Annotated in this window: 12 protein-coding genes; 3 read left to right on the top strand and 9 right to left on the bottom strand. The window is 43.4% G+C overall.

The window, feature by feature from the left end; translation table 11 throughout:
• The first annotated feature begins 404 nt into the window (after nucleotides 1-404).
• The gene (locus tag ALKIM_RS17900) at nucleotides 405-1,796 is read left to right on the top strand and encodes a S41 family peptidase (RefSeq protein WP_052345461.1); all 1,392 of its coding nucleotides are present in this window, start codon (nucleotides 405-407) and stop codon (nucleotides 1,794-1,796) included.
• 62 nt (nucleotides 1,797-1,858) lie between these two features.
• Here ALKIM_RS17900 and ALKIM_RS0107030 read toward each other — a convergent pair whose 3' ends face one another.
• Both ALKIM_RS0107030 and ALKIM_RS0107035 read right to left on the bottom strand, forming a co-directional pair.
• A complete protein-coding gene (locus ALKIM_RS0107030; protein ID WP_026474015.1) occupies nucleotides 1,859-2,614 on the bottom strand; it encodes an ABC transporter ATP-binding protein in 756 nt (251 codons plus the stop codon).
• Nucleotides 2,611-3,351: an MlaE family ABC transporter permease gene (locus tag ALKIM_RS0107035; RefSeq protein WP_026474016.1), complete on the bottom strand. Its 741-nt coding sequence runs from the start codon at nucleotides 3,349-3,351 to the stop codon at nucleotides 2,611-2,613. The genes ALKIM_RS0107030 and ALKIM_RS0107035 overlap by 4 nt, the downstream gene beginning before the upstream one ends.
• Nucleotides 3,352-3,635: 284 nt before the next feature.
• Between ALKIM_RS0107035 and ALKIM_RS0107040 the strand changes: the two genes are divergently transcribed.
• A complete protein-coding gene (locus ALKIM_RS0107040; protein ID WP_026474017.1) occupies nucleotides 3,636-4,724 on the top strand; it encodes a mannose-1-phosphate guanylyltransferase in 1,089 nt (362 codons plus the stop codon).
• A gap of 82 nt (nucleotides 4,725-4,806) precedes the next feature.
• On the opposite strand, the gene porN is transcribed toward ALKIM_RS0107040, so the two are convergent.
• From porN to topA, 7 genes are read right to left on the bottom strand one after another with little or no spacing between them, the layout of a single operon-like run.
• The gene (gene porN / locus ALKIM_RS0107045; RefSeq protein WP_026474018.1) at nucleotides 4,807-5,658 is read right to left on the bottom strand and encodes a type IX secretion system ring subunit PorN/GldN; all 852 of its coding nucleotides are present in this window, start codon (nucleotides 5,656-5,658) and stop codon (nucleotides 4,807-4,809) included.
• Nucleotides 5,659-5,709: 51 nt separating this feature from the next.
• Nucleotides 5,710-7,260 (bottom strand): type IX secretion system motor protein PorM/GldM, encoded by a 1,551-nt coding sequence (gene porM / locus ALKIM_RS0107050; RefSeq protein ID WP_084555827.1) that lies wholly within the window; start codon nucleotides 7,258-7,260, stop codon nucleotides 5,710-5,712.
• Nucleotides 7,261-7,298: 38 nt separating this feature from the next.
• A complete protein-coding gene (porL, locus tag ALKIM_RS0107055; protein ID WP_026474020.1) occupies nucleotides 7,299-8,270 on the bottom strand; it encodes a type IX secretion system motor protein PorL/GldL in 972 nt (323 codons plus the stop codon).
• Between the two features lie 30 nt (nucleotides 8,271-8,300).
• Nucleotides 8,301-9,629: a T9SS ring complex lipoprotein PorK/GldK gene (gene porK, locus ALKIM_RS0107060; RefSeq protein WP_026474021.1), complete on the bottom strand. Its 1,329-nt coding sequence runs from the start codon at nucleotides 9,627-9,629 to the stop codon at nucleotides 8,301-8,303.
• Nucleotides 9,630-9,676: 47 nt separating this feature from the next.
• Nucleotides 9,677-10,861: a PorP/SprF family type IX secretion system membrane protein gene (locus tag ALKIM_RS0107065; RefSeq protein ID WP_052345462.1), complete on the bottom strand. Its 1,185-nt coding sequence runs from the start codon at nucleotides 10,859-10,861 to the stop codon at nucleotides 9,677-9,679.
• A complete protein-coding gene (locus ALKIM_RS17905) occupies nucleotides 10,804-11,985 on the bottom strand; it encodes an arginase family protein (RefSeq protein WP_044117795.1) in 1,182 nt (393 codons plus the stop codon). Before ALKIM_RS17905 ends, ALKIM_RS0107065 begins: the two co-directional genes overlap by 58 nt.
• Before the next feature lie 6 nt (nucleotides 11,986-11,991).
• Nucleotides 11,992-14,445, bottom strand: coding sequence for a type I DNA topoisomerase (topA, locus tag ALKIM_RS0107075; RefSeq protein WP_026474023.1), 2,454 nt, complete (start codon nucleotides 14,443-14,445; stop codon nucleotides 11,992-11,994).
• 338 nt (nucleotides 14,446-14,783) lie between these two features.
• On the opposite strand from topA, the gene ALKIM_RS0107080 reads away from it, so the two are divergent.
• Nucleotides 14,784-17,141: a transglycosylase domain-containing protein gene (locus ALKIM_RS0107080; protein WP_026474024.1), complete on the top strand. Its 2,358-nt coding sequence runs from the start codon at nucleotides 14,784-14,786 to the stop codon at nucleotides 17,139-17,141.
• The last annotated feature ends 31 nt before the right edge of the window (nucleotides 17,142-17,172 follow it).

The raw sequence follows: 17,172 nt of genomic DNA on the forward strand, positions 1-17,172 counted from the left end.
ACTTTTTCTTTTGTTTTTCTCAGTTTGTTTCCCTGATTTTTTCAGCGAAACGGCTGCAAAGATAAAACTTTTCTTTCCAATCTTCCAAATTATTATTCAAAAAAAATATTTATCTTTTTGTTTTAATCTGAAACTTGAAGTGTCGAAGACTTGACCATTTAGATTGCTCATCATCTTTAGACATCTTCCCTCGTTTGGAAAGCGGATGCAAAAGTAGGGGTTCAACCGGTATTCTCCAAACTTTTTATCTATTCTTTTTTGTTAAAAAAAATAAAGCCACTCATAATCAAAAATCAACGATGCAAATTTCGGCACTCTTTTTGATTATTTCAAGATTTGAAAGCAACTGTGTCATCAAAATAACTAAATTTGAAGGTTAAATTTTACCTTAACACGTATAAAGTATGTCCGTAAAAACAAAAGGCTTTGCAATACATTGGGCTTATATTCTTATTGTAGCCCTATCCTTAGCATCGTGCAAAAAGGATGATCCCATTAACCTGGAAGAGGCTCAACAGATTCCAAGGAGTGTACTAACCATCAATCAATTCATTTATGACTATATGGACTTAGGCTATTTCTGGAGTGCCGAAATGCCTAAGATTAACCATAAAAAAGAACCTGACTCAGAAGCTTACTTTTATAAACTACTGAAACAACCTGACGACAAATGGTCCTTTATTACTGATGATGTGGAAGCTCTTGAGAAATATTTTTCAGGCGTGACCAAAAGCAAGGGATATAGCATTGAACTTTATCGGCTGTCGGCAAACTCCAATCAGGTAATCGCCATTATTGAGTTTGTATATCGTAACACACCAGCAGAAGATGCCGGATTAAAACGTGGGGATATTATTTATCGAATCAATGGAAATTTCCTTACGGTAGAAAATTATCAGGAGCTGTTGCGTCTGGATAACATGGTAATAACACTTGCCCATATCAATCAATCCGGCGATGCAACAGAATTGTCTCCTTCCATTAGCATATCAGCTGTTCAGGATCTGGTTCATCATCCCATCGTTGCCACATCTGTTATTGAATTAGGCGATAAGAAAGTAGGTTACCTGGCGTACACATCCTTCATTGCCAACTATGACAACGAATTGGCCGGTGTGTTTCGGGAGTTTAAAGCTCAGGGCGTATCAGAATTGGTGTTAGATTTGCGCTATAACGGAGGTGGTTCAGTGAACACGGCGCTTATGCTGGCAGAAATGATAGCTCCCGCATCGGCAGTAGGTGATGTGTTTATTCGTGAAAAATGGAACAACAATCTACGTGGATACAATGAAGATCTAAAGCTTAAAGCCCATGCAGAAAATCTGAACCTTTCAAGATTGTTTGTTCTCACCACTTCTGCCACAGCTTCGGCCAGTGAGATGATTATTTACGGTTTAAAACCGCACATGGAAGTAGTGCAATTGGGCGAAACCACACATGGCAAATATTATGCTTCTGTTATGCTAACCGATAACAACGCAGACCCTTCTAAACGCCAGCACAATTGGGCCATTCAGCCCATAGTTCTTCGTTCAGAAAACAAAGACAACAGCATAAACTATCAGGAAGGATTGCCCCCTACTTTTGCACTAACAGACAACAGATACAACGCCCAGCTTGGCGAAGCAGAGGAACATTTTTTAGCCAATGTGCTCACATATATCGAAACAGGGTCTTTTCCGGTTCAGGAAACTACTAAGTCTGCATCAGACAATTTCCGCTCCATCAGCGGATTTAAAGATAACATGGATCCTTTGCGAAACGTAATGCTCACAACATTTCCGGAGCAGCGTTAACAGCTATTAAACCAAACTCCCCGGGAACTTTTTAAGAAGCAACCGGGGAGTTTGGTTATTGACTATTTCTCGCCACTCATAATCTTTCTAAAAAACTTCGAGGCAAAAATAAAATCGTTCAGTTCCTGATTCTCACTACTGAGTATTTCATCATTGGAACCTTCCCACTGCTTTTTCCCTTTGGCTATAAAAATGATGTGCTCACCTATGCCGAATACAGAATTCATATCGTGGGTGTTTATTATCGTTGTCATATCATATTCGCGAGTGATTTCCTGGATGAGTTCATCTATAACGATGGCTGTTTTAGGGTCCAAACCAGAGTTAGGCTCGTCACAAAAAAGATATTTGGGATTGAGCGCAATGGCCCGTGCTATGGCAACACGCTTTTGCATCCCGCCACTAATCTCCGATGGAAACAGATGGTTGGCATTCTCAAGGTTTACACGCTTTAAGCAGAAATTGGCTCTTTCGCGTCGCTCTTCCAGCGAAAAACCTGAAAACATATCGAGGGGGAAACGCACATTTTCTTCAACAGTAAGATAATCGAAAAGCGCAGAACCCTGAAACAACATGCCAATCTCTTGTCGAATGCTTTTCTTCTCTTTGCGATGCATCTCTGTAAAATTCCTGGAATCATAAAGAATCTGTCCCTCATCCGGAACATGGAGTCCTACGAGAGATTTCAGCAGTACTGTTTTTCCTGATCCGCTCTGGCCGATAATCAAATTGGTGCATCCTGTTTTAAAGGTAGCCGATATATCTTTTAATACAGGAACCCCATCAAATGACTTGCTTAAGTTCATTACTTCAATCATGCCAATAGCAATTGGGTTAACAACAAATTAAAGAGCAAAATCTGCACACTACTCACAACTACAGCTTTTGTGCTACTGCGTCCAACTTCCAGGGAACCTCCTGATGCATAGTAACCCCAATAACCGGAAATGGTGGTTATCAGAAAGGCAAAAACCACAGCCTTAATCAGTGAATAAATCACGTAGAACGGGATGAATCCATACTGTATTCCATAAATATAATCAGCCGAAGGAACCACTCCAGTTGATGTTCCGGCTATCCAACCGCCAAAAATACCAACTCCCATACTTATCATCACAAGAAAAGGATTCAGCACAACCAGCGCCACTACCTTGGGCAACACTAAGAAACCTGCTGAATTTATTCCCATAACATCAAGCGCATCAATTTGCTCAGTAACACGCATGGTGCCAATTTCAGATGCGATATGAGAGCCTACTTTACCAGCCAGAATCAAGCTTACAATTGTACTTGAAAATTCAAGCAGTATAGAATCACGTGCCGCTAAACCAACGGTATATTTCGGAATAAAAGGCATTTCAATGTTATAGGCTGTCTGTAATGTAATTACCGCACCCATAAAAAATGAGATTATCACAACAATGCCTACTGAGCTAATACCCAGTGCCTCCATTTCCTGCGCTATCTGATTGAAAAAAATGCGATGATTGACAGGCTTACCAAATACCCGACGGACAAAGAGCGCATAACGCCCCATGTGGAACAAAAAGTTCATAGAGTAATTTTTTTTTAAAAATAGTAACTAATTTAGTAGGTTGAAATGAAATCGGGAAAAAAGAGTAATATGCATTCGAAATGAGCGGGATGTTTTTAAAAAGCAGCCATCTGCAAAACAGTGTATCAACTTAAATTTTACCCACATGTACCAAATAGCTTAAGTCGGTAATTATAGCGATGCGTCCTTGATTAAATCAACAAAAAAGTAAAAAAAGAAGTCGAATAAAAAAAGGCATCATTTCTTATAGAACAAACACATAAATTAATCAAAATATTAGACCAATGAAGGAGAATACCTATTGTGTGATAATGGCTGGTGGAGTTGGAAGCCGTTTCTGGCCTTTAAGCAAAGCCTCAACACCAAAGCAGTTTCTGGATATCCTTGGCACAGGCAAAAGTCTGCTACGTCAAACATTTGACCGTTTTGCACCCATCTGTTCCCCAGAAAATTTTCTTATTGTTACCAGCGCGGAATACAAGGAGAAAGTTATTGAACAAATACCTGAACTTAAACCTGAACAGGTGCTACTCGAGCCATTTCGAAGAAACACGGCACCATGTATCGCCTATGCCAACGCATTCATTCGCTCAAGGAACAAAGATGCACAAATAGTAGTTACCCCGGCTGACCATTTAATCATCAATGAAGATGAGTTTATTAACTCCATTAACAAAGGTCTGGCTTTTGTAAACTCAAAAAATGCGCTGCTCACTCTGGGTATAAAACCGCATCGCCCCGAAACCGGATACGGCTATATTCAAATAGGTAAAAACGACGACACAAAATATCCCACCTTCAGCGAAGTAAAAACATTTACCGAAAAGCCAAATTTGGAACTGGCGAAGGTTTTCTATGAGAGTGGAGAGTTCTTCTGGAACAGCGGCATTTTCATTTGGTCATTAAAGGCCATTGATGAAGCTTTTGCCGCTCATCTGCCTGAAGTACAGAACCTATTTACAAAACTAGACGGTAAAATTGGTTCTCCCAACGAAAAGCAAGCAGTTAATGACACATACGTTGAGTGCAAGAACATCTCAATTGATTATGGCGTGATGGAAAAAGCGGCAAACGTATTTGTTCAAACGGTAAATTTTGGCTGGTCAGATTTAGGCACCTGGTCTTCGTTATATGAATATTCTGCACAAGATAAGAGCAACAATGCTGTCATTTGCGGAAAAACCCTACTGTACGATACAGAAAACAGCATCGTGAACATACCAAAAGGCAAGGTAGCTGTAATACAAGGACTTAATGACTACATCGTCGTTGATTCAGGTGATGCCCTGCTTATCTGTCCAAAAACCAATGAACAACAAATACGTCAGTTTACTGCCGATATAAAAACAGAGTTTGGAGACAGTTCGCTATAACAATCAATTAAAAACAAAAAAAACCGGATGAGAAATCATCCGGTTTTTTTAATCAGTTCAACTCTGAGAAAACATCAATCTTTTAGAACTCCCAAAGATCGTGCTCGAATGTGAAAATCTCGTTGCGGATTCGCTGCGATTCAAGCAGAGCTTCTACGCCTACGGCATAATCCTGTATTCCGCGGTTATACACGTTAGATTCCTGCACTATATAGCTTCCAAAGAAACGCTTAATAAAGATGTCGTCAAAAGAGCGACGTTGGGCATCGTTTCCGGTGTTAAATACTTCGTAACGGGCAAACAAATCACGTGCTTCAGGATAGTTAATCCAGAAAGTCTGACGCTTCAATACCTCACCGGCAAGGTTAGTGTACTCGCGAATTGGGCAAATACCCAGAATGCGAACATCCATACGTGAGTAGTTTCGGTCGAAATACCAAACTTCCTTCACCAAAATTTGCTTCACTTCGTCTACACGTTCATCACGCATAACCTCTACTTCCTCCTCTATTCCAGTATCGGGGTTAATTACCCTGGTAATTTCAAGGGTAGCACCCATCGCCTCATTTACATCATCACGAGATATTCGTACTTTGAACTCATCGTCGTTGATAGAGTAAGCATTTAAACCCTCATACTTGATGCCATGAAGCAATAAGCTGATTAGGCTGAAGCGATCGTCGCTAGGGGTAACCGGATAGTAAAGCGGTAAATTAACCTTTTCACGAAGATCAATGATGCGCCATACTCTTTTTGACCAGATGATGTCAGCTTCGCGAATGGATGGATAGGGAATTGGTCGCTTGTTGCGGATATGTTCCTTATCGAATATGTTATCCAAAGGCCTTCCATCCCGCTGAGCACGCACCTCTGTAAATACCGAACTAAGTCCGATAATTAGTATACCTAGAAAGAATAAAACCTGTTTTCTCATTGTTGTATGTTTTAATATATCTGATAATTAAACCCAGTGACAGTTACCTGTTTAGTCGATGGTCAAAGTAATTGACCCTAATGCCCGGGTACGTCCGTCAGGTCCTACAGCCCTGATATTCTCAATGTAAACCCGTTGTCCACGCACAGTACCTCTGATAAGATCTTTCTGTTCTTCGGTAAAGCGGTTTGTATTTGATGTTGCATCAACCATGTATTGTCCCCTGAGTGTAGCTACGGTAAATTGTGTGATTCTAAAGTTAAGGTCAAAATCAAAATTCTCCATGTCGGCAACAACCCCTAGCTGTGCGAGCAAAATAGCCCTTGGTATGGTACCTTCTCTTTGATTATTAACTTTAGCAATAGGGTCAGGTACACGATTAACACGGAAATTTCTGCTTCCCAGGCTTCGTTCCCTGCCATTTATGTTAGCGGTAACTGTGACAACTGCTTCACGTCCGGCAGAACCGACGTTAGGTTCTACCACATAACCAGCACCTCTACGGGTGATTTTGGCGTTATTGATGTTTACGCGAAGATTCTCACTAGGGATACCTGGTGCTGAAATTTCTACCGGGTTCTCCACACCTTCATAAAACACATTCATCTTTGTAGGCGAAATTACCACGTTAGGTTGCGCTACAACAAAGCTACCCTGTACAGGATAATTTCTTGAAGAGCCATCAGGTCCCATCACGGCAATATTGCCTCTCCAGCGTTGCTCCCCTACATTGTTAGCGGGAATCCTGAGAATACCGCGTCCTTCGCGGGTTTGCAACTCCCCTCTTCCGTCAACTGTGACCACAGGTGGCTGAGTGGTATCTCTCGCAGCTACCATAATCTCTGCGTAATATTCATCGCCCTGAATAACATAGTCCGAACGGTGTATTACAAGAGGCTCGATGCTGTTGAACTTAAATGACCCTTCATCAATACGCGTAAAAAGATAGCGAACCACATCGGCTTCCATATTTCGCACATCGGCCTGTATCTGGCTTAACAAAGCCATAGAAGCTGACAGCGGTATATAAGAGAACTTCTCATCTTCCCAGGCTCTTTTAACGTTATCCCTAACTGGAGGATCCTGAGTTGAGAGCGCCACATCAAGTGTTGAAAGCAAGTTTGAGTCATTTTCCACCATGCCTTTTAGCAACTCCCGATACTCATTAATCTTTGTTTTTAATTCCAGACTACGACGACCCTGCAACTCGGTAAGCATAACCTGAGCAGCGATGTTCTGATTACTGGCAGAACGATAGTTCTCAACTGTATAATCAGGTCCGTCGGCTTTAAAAACAAATAGCTCCTTTAAGCTTTGTATATGGCGATCCAAACTATCGGCCGCTTCTTGAACCAAACGGCTGTTATAGTAATAGGGACCAACCCTAGTTTGGTTCATCGCGTAAGCACTTTCAAAATCGGAATAGAGATGGAAGTTTTTGGCTTCCACAGATTCCTTAGCTTGTAAAATGCTTCGGTCCACCAAAATAAATGCGTTCAATAATTCACCTGAAACGTTCAATGCCATAAGGGCTGTCAGGAAGAGATACATCATCCCAATCATCTTTTGCCTCGGCGTTTCAGGACAGTTACCACCACTCATAGTTTAAATTCTTTTGGTTCTGTAATTATTGGTGTAAACTACCGTCCACCTACACTCATGGCACTAAGCATGTTTCCGTAGATTGAGTTCAACTCGCCAAGTGTTTTTGACAAATTGGCTACTTCTTGCTTATATACAACAGTGTCAGCAACAGACTGGTTAAGGTGTTGGCTGATTTCGCCAAGACTTTTGGAAAGATCTTTGGATGCATCAACCTGAGAAGTTAAACTAGTAAGCTGTAACTCATAAACAGAATTGATTGAGGAGAGCTTCTGATTGGCAACAGCCAGTTCCTGGGTATATTTAGAACCATCGGCAGCAACTTTTTCAATTTGCTGATTCATGGATTCACCCATTGCCTGATAAGACTTAACCAACTGTTGGCCACTTTCCTTAATGGTTTGCACAAATCCTTCGCCTGTGTTGCTCAGTTCCTGAGAGAACCTGGTGCCACTGTCGGCCACCACTTTAGCCGTGCTGGCATAGCTGCTGGCGAGGGCTTCTGCCGATTGTCCCAGCTGCATTTGAACATTAGACAAATTGCCTACGCTCTCCGATGCAACCTTCATGGTTTGAAGGTAGGACTCAGTGGCATTGCTGACATCGCTCAGGTTGGCTAAATGAGAAGCTGTCAGCGACAGTTTCTTAATACCATCACTTAACTTTTGTACTGTATCGGCATCGAGGTGTCCACTTTGGATAAGCGCAGTGAGTTCACTTCCACCACCGCCACCACCTGCAATGGCGCCAACAGCCCTTTCACGAGGCTCCAGTCCAACCAATTCAGGATAGACCAGACTCCAGTCGGGCATCTCGTGCGGAGGTTCAAAAGCAGACAGGAAAAATATAATCGCTTCGGTACCCAGACCGGCAATCAACATCAAGCTAGCTCCCGGTAGGTGCAAAATCTTCCAAAGTGCTCCAAGAATCACTACTGATGCACCAATCCCGTAAACCTTAGACATCACCTTCTTATAGGCGGGACTTGCAAAAAAACCACTTCCACTCATGATATATAGATCTAATATTTCTATGCAAAATTAATTTCCGATATAATCACGGATACAACGGAATCCGATATAGGATTTGGCAGAATCCTGATATTCGTATGTACGCGTGCTGTTTTGGAGGAAGAAACCGATATCCTTCCAGGAGCCACCCCTGACAACTTTACGTTTCATCACGTGATGGTCGCCGGGCAAAGCGTTATACTTATACGTAGGGCTCATGTCGTGCATAAAGCTGTAAGACGTTTCGTCAAAAGCACTGGAAGTCCACTCAGCCACGTTACCAGCCATATCATAGAGTCCGAAATCGTTTGGAGAGAATGATGCAACAGACATTGTGTACATACCTCCATCGTCGCCATAACGACCGCGCAGCGGTTTGAAGTTGGCAAGGAAACATCCCTTGTCGTTACGAGTATATAATCCACCCCATGGATAGATGTTTTGGTTTAGACCACCTCGCGCAGCATATTCCCATTCAGCTTCGCTTGGTAAGCGGTATGCCATTACTTCTGGTTGTCCTTTTGAGCGCAGGAAGTTGTTAAGCAACTGTGTACGCCAAATACAGAAAGCCGTAGCTTGTTTCCAATCCACACCCACAACAGGGTATTCATCGAAACCGGGGTGCCAGAAGTACATTTCTGTCCAAGGCTCATTGAATGAATAGGTAAAGTCTGCAATCCAAACAAGAGTATCAGGATATACATTGACGCGATCTTTCATGATGAAAGCTGAACGATCCTGAATTGGGATGCGTTCTCCGAACTGGTTGTAAACCTCTCCTTCATACGAGTTGGTTTCAAAATTGTATCGGTTGGTCTTTTTTGCTGCCTGTTGCAAGTCAACCCACTCATACTCGTAAATAAGTTTACGTGTATCGATTTCTTTTCTGCGGAAAAAGCGCTCGTTTTCAGGCAGGAAAAGATCATCAAGAATTTCTGCATATTCTTCATTGGTCCACTGCAGGCGGGTACGCCAGTTGATAAATGGTGGATCAATTTCATTTCCGTAGCGGTCTTCTGAAATCAGAAATTCATCGAACTGGTCGCCAAGCATTCTGCGTGCGATACTGTCGCGCACCCAGTATACAAACTGGCGATATTCGCTGTTAGTAATTTCAGTTTCATCCATCCAAAAGGAAGGAATTGAAACCGTACGGGTTTGGGTGGTCATCGAATTGGCGATGTCCTGGTCATTGAGCCCCATGTTGAAACTTCCCTGTGGGATAAACAACATACCAAAAGGGTCAGGTTCATAGAACGAAGCACGACGTGGCACCCCAACAAGCTCACCGTTGCCGGATTTACCGCATCCGCTCAAGATTGTGAGTAAAACGAAACTCAGGGCAAGTACTTTCTTCATAGTTATCGTATATTCTTAAACTGTACTATTTTAATTCATTCTCTGTATCATAAAAACCGAATGCTTCTATATCTTTTTTCTCTCTTTTCGAAGGAGAGGTCAAACGTGTAACCGACCATTATCTCGTGACTGCCGTCGCCGACTTTTCGGAGTTGTGAGGTGGTGAGGTCATAACTGTAACCAATCCGAACCCCGTTTCGCAACTCAACTCCGCCTAAAAACACCACAGCATCTTGAATTCTGTATGAAATTCCGCCCCAGTATCTTCCTTGAAACTCAAACAGTGCATTGACATCGAGTTGCCAGGAATTTCCTGAGTTTTTCAGGAAAAATGAGGGTTTGAACATCACTGGAGCCTCGATGAAGGCGTAGTTATAACCACCCGTTATAAAAAAAGAACGTGGGATATATACGTTCAATTGATCGTTAAAGTTTGGTTTTGGCTCAAATAAATGTAAAATTGATATTCCGGCATAGAAATCTGATCTGCTAAACCACGCGCCAAGGCCTGTATCAAAGGCAGTTCCACTCTCCTCGGTGCCTGGGACAAGATTATCTGTGGCATTGTGGTATGATCCTCCGCCCCCCGGGGTAGTGACCGCCTTGGTACCATCAAAAACCTGGTTTAAAATCCCAAGAGAGAACCCAATTCCCAATGTGCCATCAGCTACAAAATACCTCTGGGACAAACTAGCCTGAATGAAGATATTACGAAAAAACCCGATTTCATCATTCATTATTGTGAGTCCAACTCCGCCTGGATTTCCAAACACATTTTTTATTGCCATATCGGCGCCCACAACCGTTGTTCTGGGAGCTCCCTGCATACCAATCCATTGATGCCTGTCCATTGCGACCACATTTATCCTGCCGGAATTACCTGCAAAACCAGGATTAACCACGATGGGGTTAAACATATTCTGGCTAAATTGTGGCTCCATCTGTGCATAGACCAACGAATTGTTGCAAAATAACACAAAAAAAATAAAACTCCACGACCAAAAAGATCGAAAATGAAAAAAAATACCTCTGGCCGTATCCGACAAAGAAGCATTTTGCAATGCTCTGTTCGGATGGAGAAATAGCTTCAAAGAGCGTTTATTCGCATAATTAAAAACTGACTCCATATACTTATTTTCGGCTTCAAAGGTTTCATTTTTTTTGAAAGGAACCTTTAACAATTTGTTATATCTTTTGTTACCGGCATTCTTCTCATGAAGGAACGCCACCATCTGTCCGGATACTCTTTTTTAAGGGCCTTTCGATAATCGTCGCGGCTGCATGCCATTACCACAGAACCGTTGTCTGCCGGCACGCGCATCCACCAACGCCCATTCTCCTGATTGTGAAAGAATTCGAGTCCTGGATCCTCACCCTCAAAAGGCACCACATAATACTTATAAGCATCGATGGAACGATTTGGATAGTCGCCAAAGCGTCCCGCTAACCCTTCAATAAAATGCCACACCAGTTGTGCTGCCAGCAGGTCATTGTTTTTCAACTCTGATTTTGAGCCGGGAACATCGAACAGCCCGAATACATTGATTTGCTCACCCATTCCGGCATATCGGCATATCCGACAAGCTTCATGTGGTTCCAGTCCATGTGGCGATAAAACCTCATCCATTATTTGTGGCTGCTCTTTTATCACTCTAAAATCAAATGAAAAAAAATGGGCATCACGCAATGGTACCTCTGTTTTATCAATATCGTTTCCACGTATCTGACCCAGACGGAGAATCTCAAAAAAACGATTTGTAACAAACCCCTCCTGAGAACCAGACACGATATAATTCTGTATGCCAATAACCGAAAGGTTGCTTAAAGATGTTGCGTAATCGGCAACAAGATGGCTCAACCATGATCGGGATGAAAAATCTTCGTTAGCTACATCCACATCCAGCATTGCATCGGCCGCCACCAGATTCACGTTGTCAGATATACCTTTCAACGCCTTAAATATGGGCATTGATAAATCCTGCGAGCCGCCGAGAACCACCACAATGGACTTCAGGTTTCGAAAATATGTAATTACATCGCTAAGGGCATGGTAACGATCGTTGATGCTTTTTCCGAGCACATTGCCGGCATCACCTATGGTTACATCCAGATTGTCGCCCCGATGGGCATACAACCATCTACGTATCTGATTGGGAGCTGCATCACATCCCCGATTATCGGCACCATTTCGCGATTCGGGCACACCTATTATAACAATCTGGAAGTTTGCATTCCTGAACCAATCTTCACCTCCTCCGAAAAACGAGACGCGTTCAGCCAGCGACTCCTCCTGACTGATTCCGGGGATTGTTGTCCGAATTGGTTTATATGGTTCCAGATAATGAACGATGTCCACGTTATTCTATTTCTTTTTGGCCTTTGTTGTTTTTGCTGCCGTCTTTGTTGTTTTTGTGGCAGTTGTTTTCTTTGCGGTGGAAGTTTTGGTTCCGGCACCCTTTTTAGCTACTGCCTTACCCTTTTTCACACCTCCTTTTTTATCTGCCTCATCAACCAACTTCAAGCAATCTTCAAGTGTTAGCGACTCTGCTTCAGCACTCTTTGGTATCTTGTAGTTGGCTCCCTTGTAACCAATATAAGCCCCCCACCGACCATTTAAAATCTGAAGTTCCGGCTCTTTCTCAAACGACTTTAAAACTTTTTTATTGTCTCGCTCCCTTTTTTCTTCAATCAATTCAATGGCTCTGTCAAGAGATATCTCGAGTGGGTCGTCCACATCTTTCTTTAGCGAGGCAAATTTCCCATCATGACGCACATAAGGTCCAAATCGACCAACACCAACAACTACCTTCTTATCTTCATAAAGGCCAAGTTCACGGGGCAGTTCAAACAACTTCAGAGCAGTCTCAAGTGTAATGGTTTCGATGTGTTGTTCACGGGTAAGCGATGCAAACATCGGTTTCTCTTCTTCGTTGGTGCTGTCGCCGAGTTGAGCCATTGGCCCATAGCGCCCTATCCTTACGCTCACCTGTTTACCTGTTTTGGGGTCGTTGCCCAGAATGCGTTCGCCGGTATTTCTGTCCGATTTTTCGAGCGTTTCTTCAACTTGCTTATGAAACGGCACATAAAATTTGTGAATTGCCTCGTTCCAGACAAGATCGCCTGTGGCAATGAGGTCAAACTGCTTTTCCACTTCAGCAGTAAAATCATAACTCACCACATTCGGGAAGTACTTGACAAGAAAGTCATTCACAACCATTCCGATGTCGGTAGGAAAGAGTTTGGAACGCTCGGCACCAGTATTCTCTGTCTTCTCCTTACCGGCAACTTTACCATTTTTGAGCGAGATGTAGCGGTAGTTTCTTGGTGAGCCGGGGCGATCCTCTTTAACCACGTATCCTCTTTGCTGAATGGTACTAATGGTAGGTGCATAGGTTGATGGGCGTCCGATGCCAAGTTCTTCAAGCTTTCGCACCAGACTTGCTTCGGTAAAGCGGGGCGGTTTTTGAGTCCACCGTTCTCTGGCCTCCATGATGTCGAGATGAAGGACATCAGCCGGTTTCATGGGTGGCAGGAAACCGGGGTTATCTTCATCCTCCCTTTCCTGGTCGGTAGATTCGATGTAAACTTTTAAAAACCCATCAAAGAGAATCACTTCACCTACTGCCTGAAAATGATAGGGCGAACCTTTCACGTCGATGGTAACACTGGTTTTTTCAATTCGAGCATCGGCCATTTGCGATGCCAGCGTGCGTTTATATATTAACTCATAAAGCTTTTGTTCTGCGGCACTTCCCGAAACCGAATCCTTATCAAGATAGGTGGGACGAATGGCTTCGTGAGCCTCCTGAGCCCCTTTGCTTTTTGTCTTATACTGTCTAACCTTTACATAATCTTCACCCATCTCCTTTTTAATCTGCGCAACAGCCATTGATACGGCGGAGTCAGCAAGATTTACCGAGTCGGTACGCATGTAGGTGATTTTTCCCGCTTCATACAATCGCTGCGCCACCGACATGGTTTGACCAACAGAAAACCCCAGCTTACGGGCAGCTTCCTGTTGGAGTGTAGAGGTAGTAAAAGGAGCCGCAGGGCTTTTGGTATATGGTTTTCTGGACACATCGGCTACCACAAATGATGAGTCTGCGCAATGCTGAAGGAAAGCTTCTGCGTCCTTCTCCGTTTTAAACCTTTGATTCAGCTCTGCGCGAACCTCCTGTTTCTTTCCGTCCACAGCATCCACAACGAAAACAGCCGTAACCCTAAATGCCGATTCAGCCTGAAAGGCAAATATTTCACGCTCGCGCTCCACAATCAGGCGAACAGCCACTGATTGCACACGACCGGCAGAAAGTGACGGTTTCACTTTTTTCCAAAGAACCGGAGACAACTCAAACCCCACTAGGCGGTCGAGCACCCTGCGTGCCTGCTGTGCATCAACCAGATTAATATCTATACTCCTGGGATTCTTAATGGCTTTAAGGATGGCCTCTTTGGTGATTTCATGGAACACAATTCGCCGGGTGTTCTCGGGCTTGAGTTCCAACACTTCGGCAAGGTGCCATGCAATGGCCTCCCCTTCACGGTCTTCATCGGAAGCCAGCCATACGGTAGAAGATTTTTTAACGAGATCGCGCAATTCCTTTACCACCTCCTTTTTATCGGGTGATACTTCGTACTGAGGCTGATAATTTCCGCTAATGTTGATTCCGAAATCTTTCTTTTCCAAATCACGGATATGTCCGTAACTGGATTTCACCAAAAAATCCTTTCCCAGAAATTTTTCAATGGTTTTGGCTTTGGCTGGTGACTCTACTATCACCAGATTCAATTCGTTATCTTTAGTGTTTTTCGCCATCTCAAAAAATAAAATCGGTCATTGTATCGACCTTGTCAATAAAACATCGTTACGGAGAATCGGTTCGTGAGCAGCCTACTGAAACGCTCTCTAATAAGTCATTACAGGCAAATTGGCTATGTGGGCTGGCATTATTTTTGTGTGATTCAGCACCACAATCCCATTCCCGTTTCGGGTCGCAAATTTATAAAATAATGTGTAACACAGTCAAATATTTAAGAACATCTTGATTTATAATATTCCCGGACACCATTCACGCTTCTTTCTCAAATTTAAATGGTATTACTTTCATTTTTACTAAATTTACGGCGAAATCCATTATCAGACATTATATTTATATGGAACAGAAACCTTCGGTAAAAAAAATCCTGTTTTGGCTTTATGGTATTTTTGCAGGGACTATCTTCATGGTCTTTCTACTGTTTTACCTCTTATCTGCCGGAGCATTAGGCTTCATGCCCAGTTTTGAAGAGCTGGAGAACCCACACAGCAATCTGGCAACAGAAATATACTCTGCTGACCATATCATTCTTGGAAATTTCTTTCAGGAGAATCGCAGCCGAGCCGACTATGAAGAGATTTCACCCAATGTAATCAATGCTTTGGTAGCCACCGAGGATGTGCGTTTTTACAATCACTCCGGTATAGATGCCCGTGGATTAGGGCGCGTACTGGTTCGCACAATACTTCTGCGCGAAGAGGGTGCAGGAGGAGGTAGCACCATCACCCAGCAGTTAGCTAAACTCCTATTTCACGAACCCGCTAAAAACATCTGGGAACGAAGTCTGCAGAAGCTCAAAGAGTGGATTATTGCCGTGAAACTGGAACGAAGCTACACAAAGGAGGAGATACTCACGATGTATCTGAACAAGGCGCCATTCATTTATGACGCTTATGGCATAAAGTCGGCAGCAGCAACCTTTTTCAGCACATCGGCCGATTCACTTAAAGTGGAAGAAGCCGCGGTTTTGGTTGGGATGTTAAAGAACCCTTCACTTTTTAATCCTGTTCGCCGTCCTGAACTTACCACGAACCGACGCAATGTGGTATTAGGACAAATGTTTAAAGCAGGTCACATAAACCGGACAGACTTTGACTCGCTCAAACAGCTACCGTTAGGTTTGGACTTTAAGCGCTCAGACCACATTGGCGGTTTGGCTCCCTATTTTCGCGAATACCTGCGGTTAACACTTGCGGCACAGCAACCACGCAGAGAGAACTACGCATCGTGGCAGAACCAAAAGTTTTTGGAAGATAGTGTTGAATGGGCCACAAATCCTCTGTATGGATGGGTAAACAAAAACCTTAAAGCAGATGGCACCAGATGGGATATATATCGCGATGGACTAAAAATATATACTACCATTGACTCGAAACTTCAAATCTCGGCAGAGGCGGCTGTTATTCAGCACTTGGGAAAGGATTTGCAGCCCAAATTTTTCAATGAAAAAAGAGGTCGCGCACGTGCACCATTTTCCAGACATGTAACTCAGGAACAATACGAAAACATCATAAACCAAGCCATTCAGCAAACAGACCGGTTCAGGGTTATGCGCCAGCAAAATGTACCGATGGATTCGATTCGGCAGGTTTTTAACAGGCCAGTAGCCATGCGTGTATTCACATACAAAGGAGATGTGGACACAATAATGACTCCGCTGGATTCGATTCACTACTACAAGTCGTTTTTACGTGCAAGTCTCTTCTCAATGGATCCACAATCCGGCCACGTGAAGGCCTATGTAGGAGGGCCAAGTTATCGCCATTTTAAGTATGATATGGCAACCATGGGTAAGCGCCAGGTAGGTTCAACCATTAAACCATTTGTGTATACCCTTGCCATGCAGGAAGGGTTAACGCCATGTGACATGGTTCCCAACATTCCACAAACATTTTATCTGCCCACAGGACAAACCTGGACACCTAGAAATACAGGCACCGCACGCATGGGCGAAATGGTTTCACTAAAATGGGGTCTTGCACAGTCGAACAACAACATCACGGCCTGGATTATGAAACAATACAACCCTGAGGCAGTTGCCCGAATGATACGTACTCTCGGCATAAAAAGTCCGATTGATGCCGTTCCGGCGCTTGCTTTGGGTACTCCTGATTTTAGCTTAAGTGAGATGGTAGCTGCCTATGCCACCTATGCCAATAAAGGCGTACATTCAGAACCTTTATTTGTGACCCGCATCGAAGACCGCTACGGCAATGTAATAGCCACTTTTAATCCCCGCCGCAGCGAAGCCATTGACGAGTCGAGTGCATTTTTAATGCTCAACCTGCTTGAAGGAGTAGTAAACACGGGAACTGCAGTAAGATTGCGCCTCAGATACAACCTGAAAGGTGCCATTGGCGGCAAAACCGGAACTACACAGAATAACTCTGATGGATGGTTTATAGGTGTAACGCCTAACCTGGTAACCGGGATATGGGTTGGAGGTGAAGAGCGTGCCATTCATTTCGACAACCTATCCATGGGACAAGGTGCAAACATGGCTCTGCCGGTATGGGCTTTGTATATGCAGGGGGCTTACGCAACACCGGGCATTGGCATCAGTTTGGATGATGAATTTGAACGTCCACTCAATTTCAACATCAACCTGAAATGCCCGGACGAAAGGACGCCAAAATCCGAAGATGAGATAGAGATGGAGATATATTATCAGCAGGCCAGTGATGAATTCTTTTAATCACAAGCTGTGTTAGTGACTTACATAAAAA

The sequence above is a fragment of the Alkaliflexus imshenetskii DSM 15055 genome, from assembly GCF_000517065.1.
GTDB lineage: Bacteria > Bacteroidota > Bacteroidia > Bacteroidales > Marinilabiliaceae > Alkaliflexus > Alkaliflexus imshenetskii.

Excerpts from the sequence above, each read along its gene's own strand:
- topA (WP_026474023.1), bottom strand. The coding sequence starts at position 14,445 with ATGGCGAAAAACACTAAAGATAACGAATTGAATCTGGTGATAGTAGAG.
- porL (WP_026474020.1), bottom strand. The coding sequence starts at position 8,270 with ATGAGTGGAAGTGGTTTTTTTGCAAGTCCCGCCTATAAGAAGGTGATG.
- porM (WP_084555827.1), bottom strand. The coding sequence starts at position 7,260 with ATGAGTGGTGGTAACTGTCCTGAAACGCCGAGGCAAAAGATGATTGGG.
- ALKIM_RS0107080 (WP_026474024.1), top strand. The coding sequence starts at position 14,784 with ATGGAACAGAAACCTTCGGTAAAAAAAATCCTGTTTTGGCTTTATGGT.
- ALKIM_RS0107040 (WP_026474017.1), top strand. The coding sequence starts at position 3,636 with ATGAAGGAGAATACCTATTGTGTGATAATGGCTGGTGGAGTTGGAAGC.
- ALKIM_RS0107035 (WP_026474016.1), bottom strand. The coding sequence starts at position 3,351 with ATGAACTTTTTGTTCCACATGGGGCGTTATGCGCTCTTTGTCCGTCGG.
- ALKIM_RS0107065 (WP_052345462.1), bottom strand. The coding sequence starts at position 10,861 with ATGGTGGCGTTCCTTCATGAGAAGAATGCCGGTAACAAAAGATATAAC.
- ALKIM_RS17900 (WP_052345461.1), top strand. The coding sequence starts at position 405 with ATGTCCGTAAAAACAAAAGGCTTTGCAATACATTGGGCTTATATTCTT.
- ALKIM_RS0107030 (WP_026474015.1), bottom strand. The coding sequence starts at position 2,614 with ATGATTGAAGTAATGAACTTAAGCAAGTCATTTGATGGGGTTCCTGTA.
- porN (WP_026474018.1), bottom strand. The coding sequence starts at position 5,658 with ATGAGAAAACAGGTTTTATTCTTTCTAGGTATACTAATTATCGGACTT.
- porK (WP_026474021.1), bottom strand. The coding sequence starts at position 9,629 with ATGAAGAAAGTACTTGCCCTGAGTTTCGTTTTACTCACAATCTTGAGC.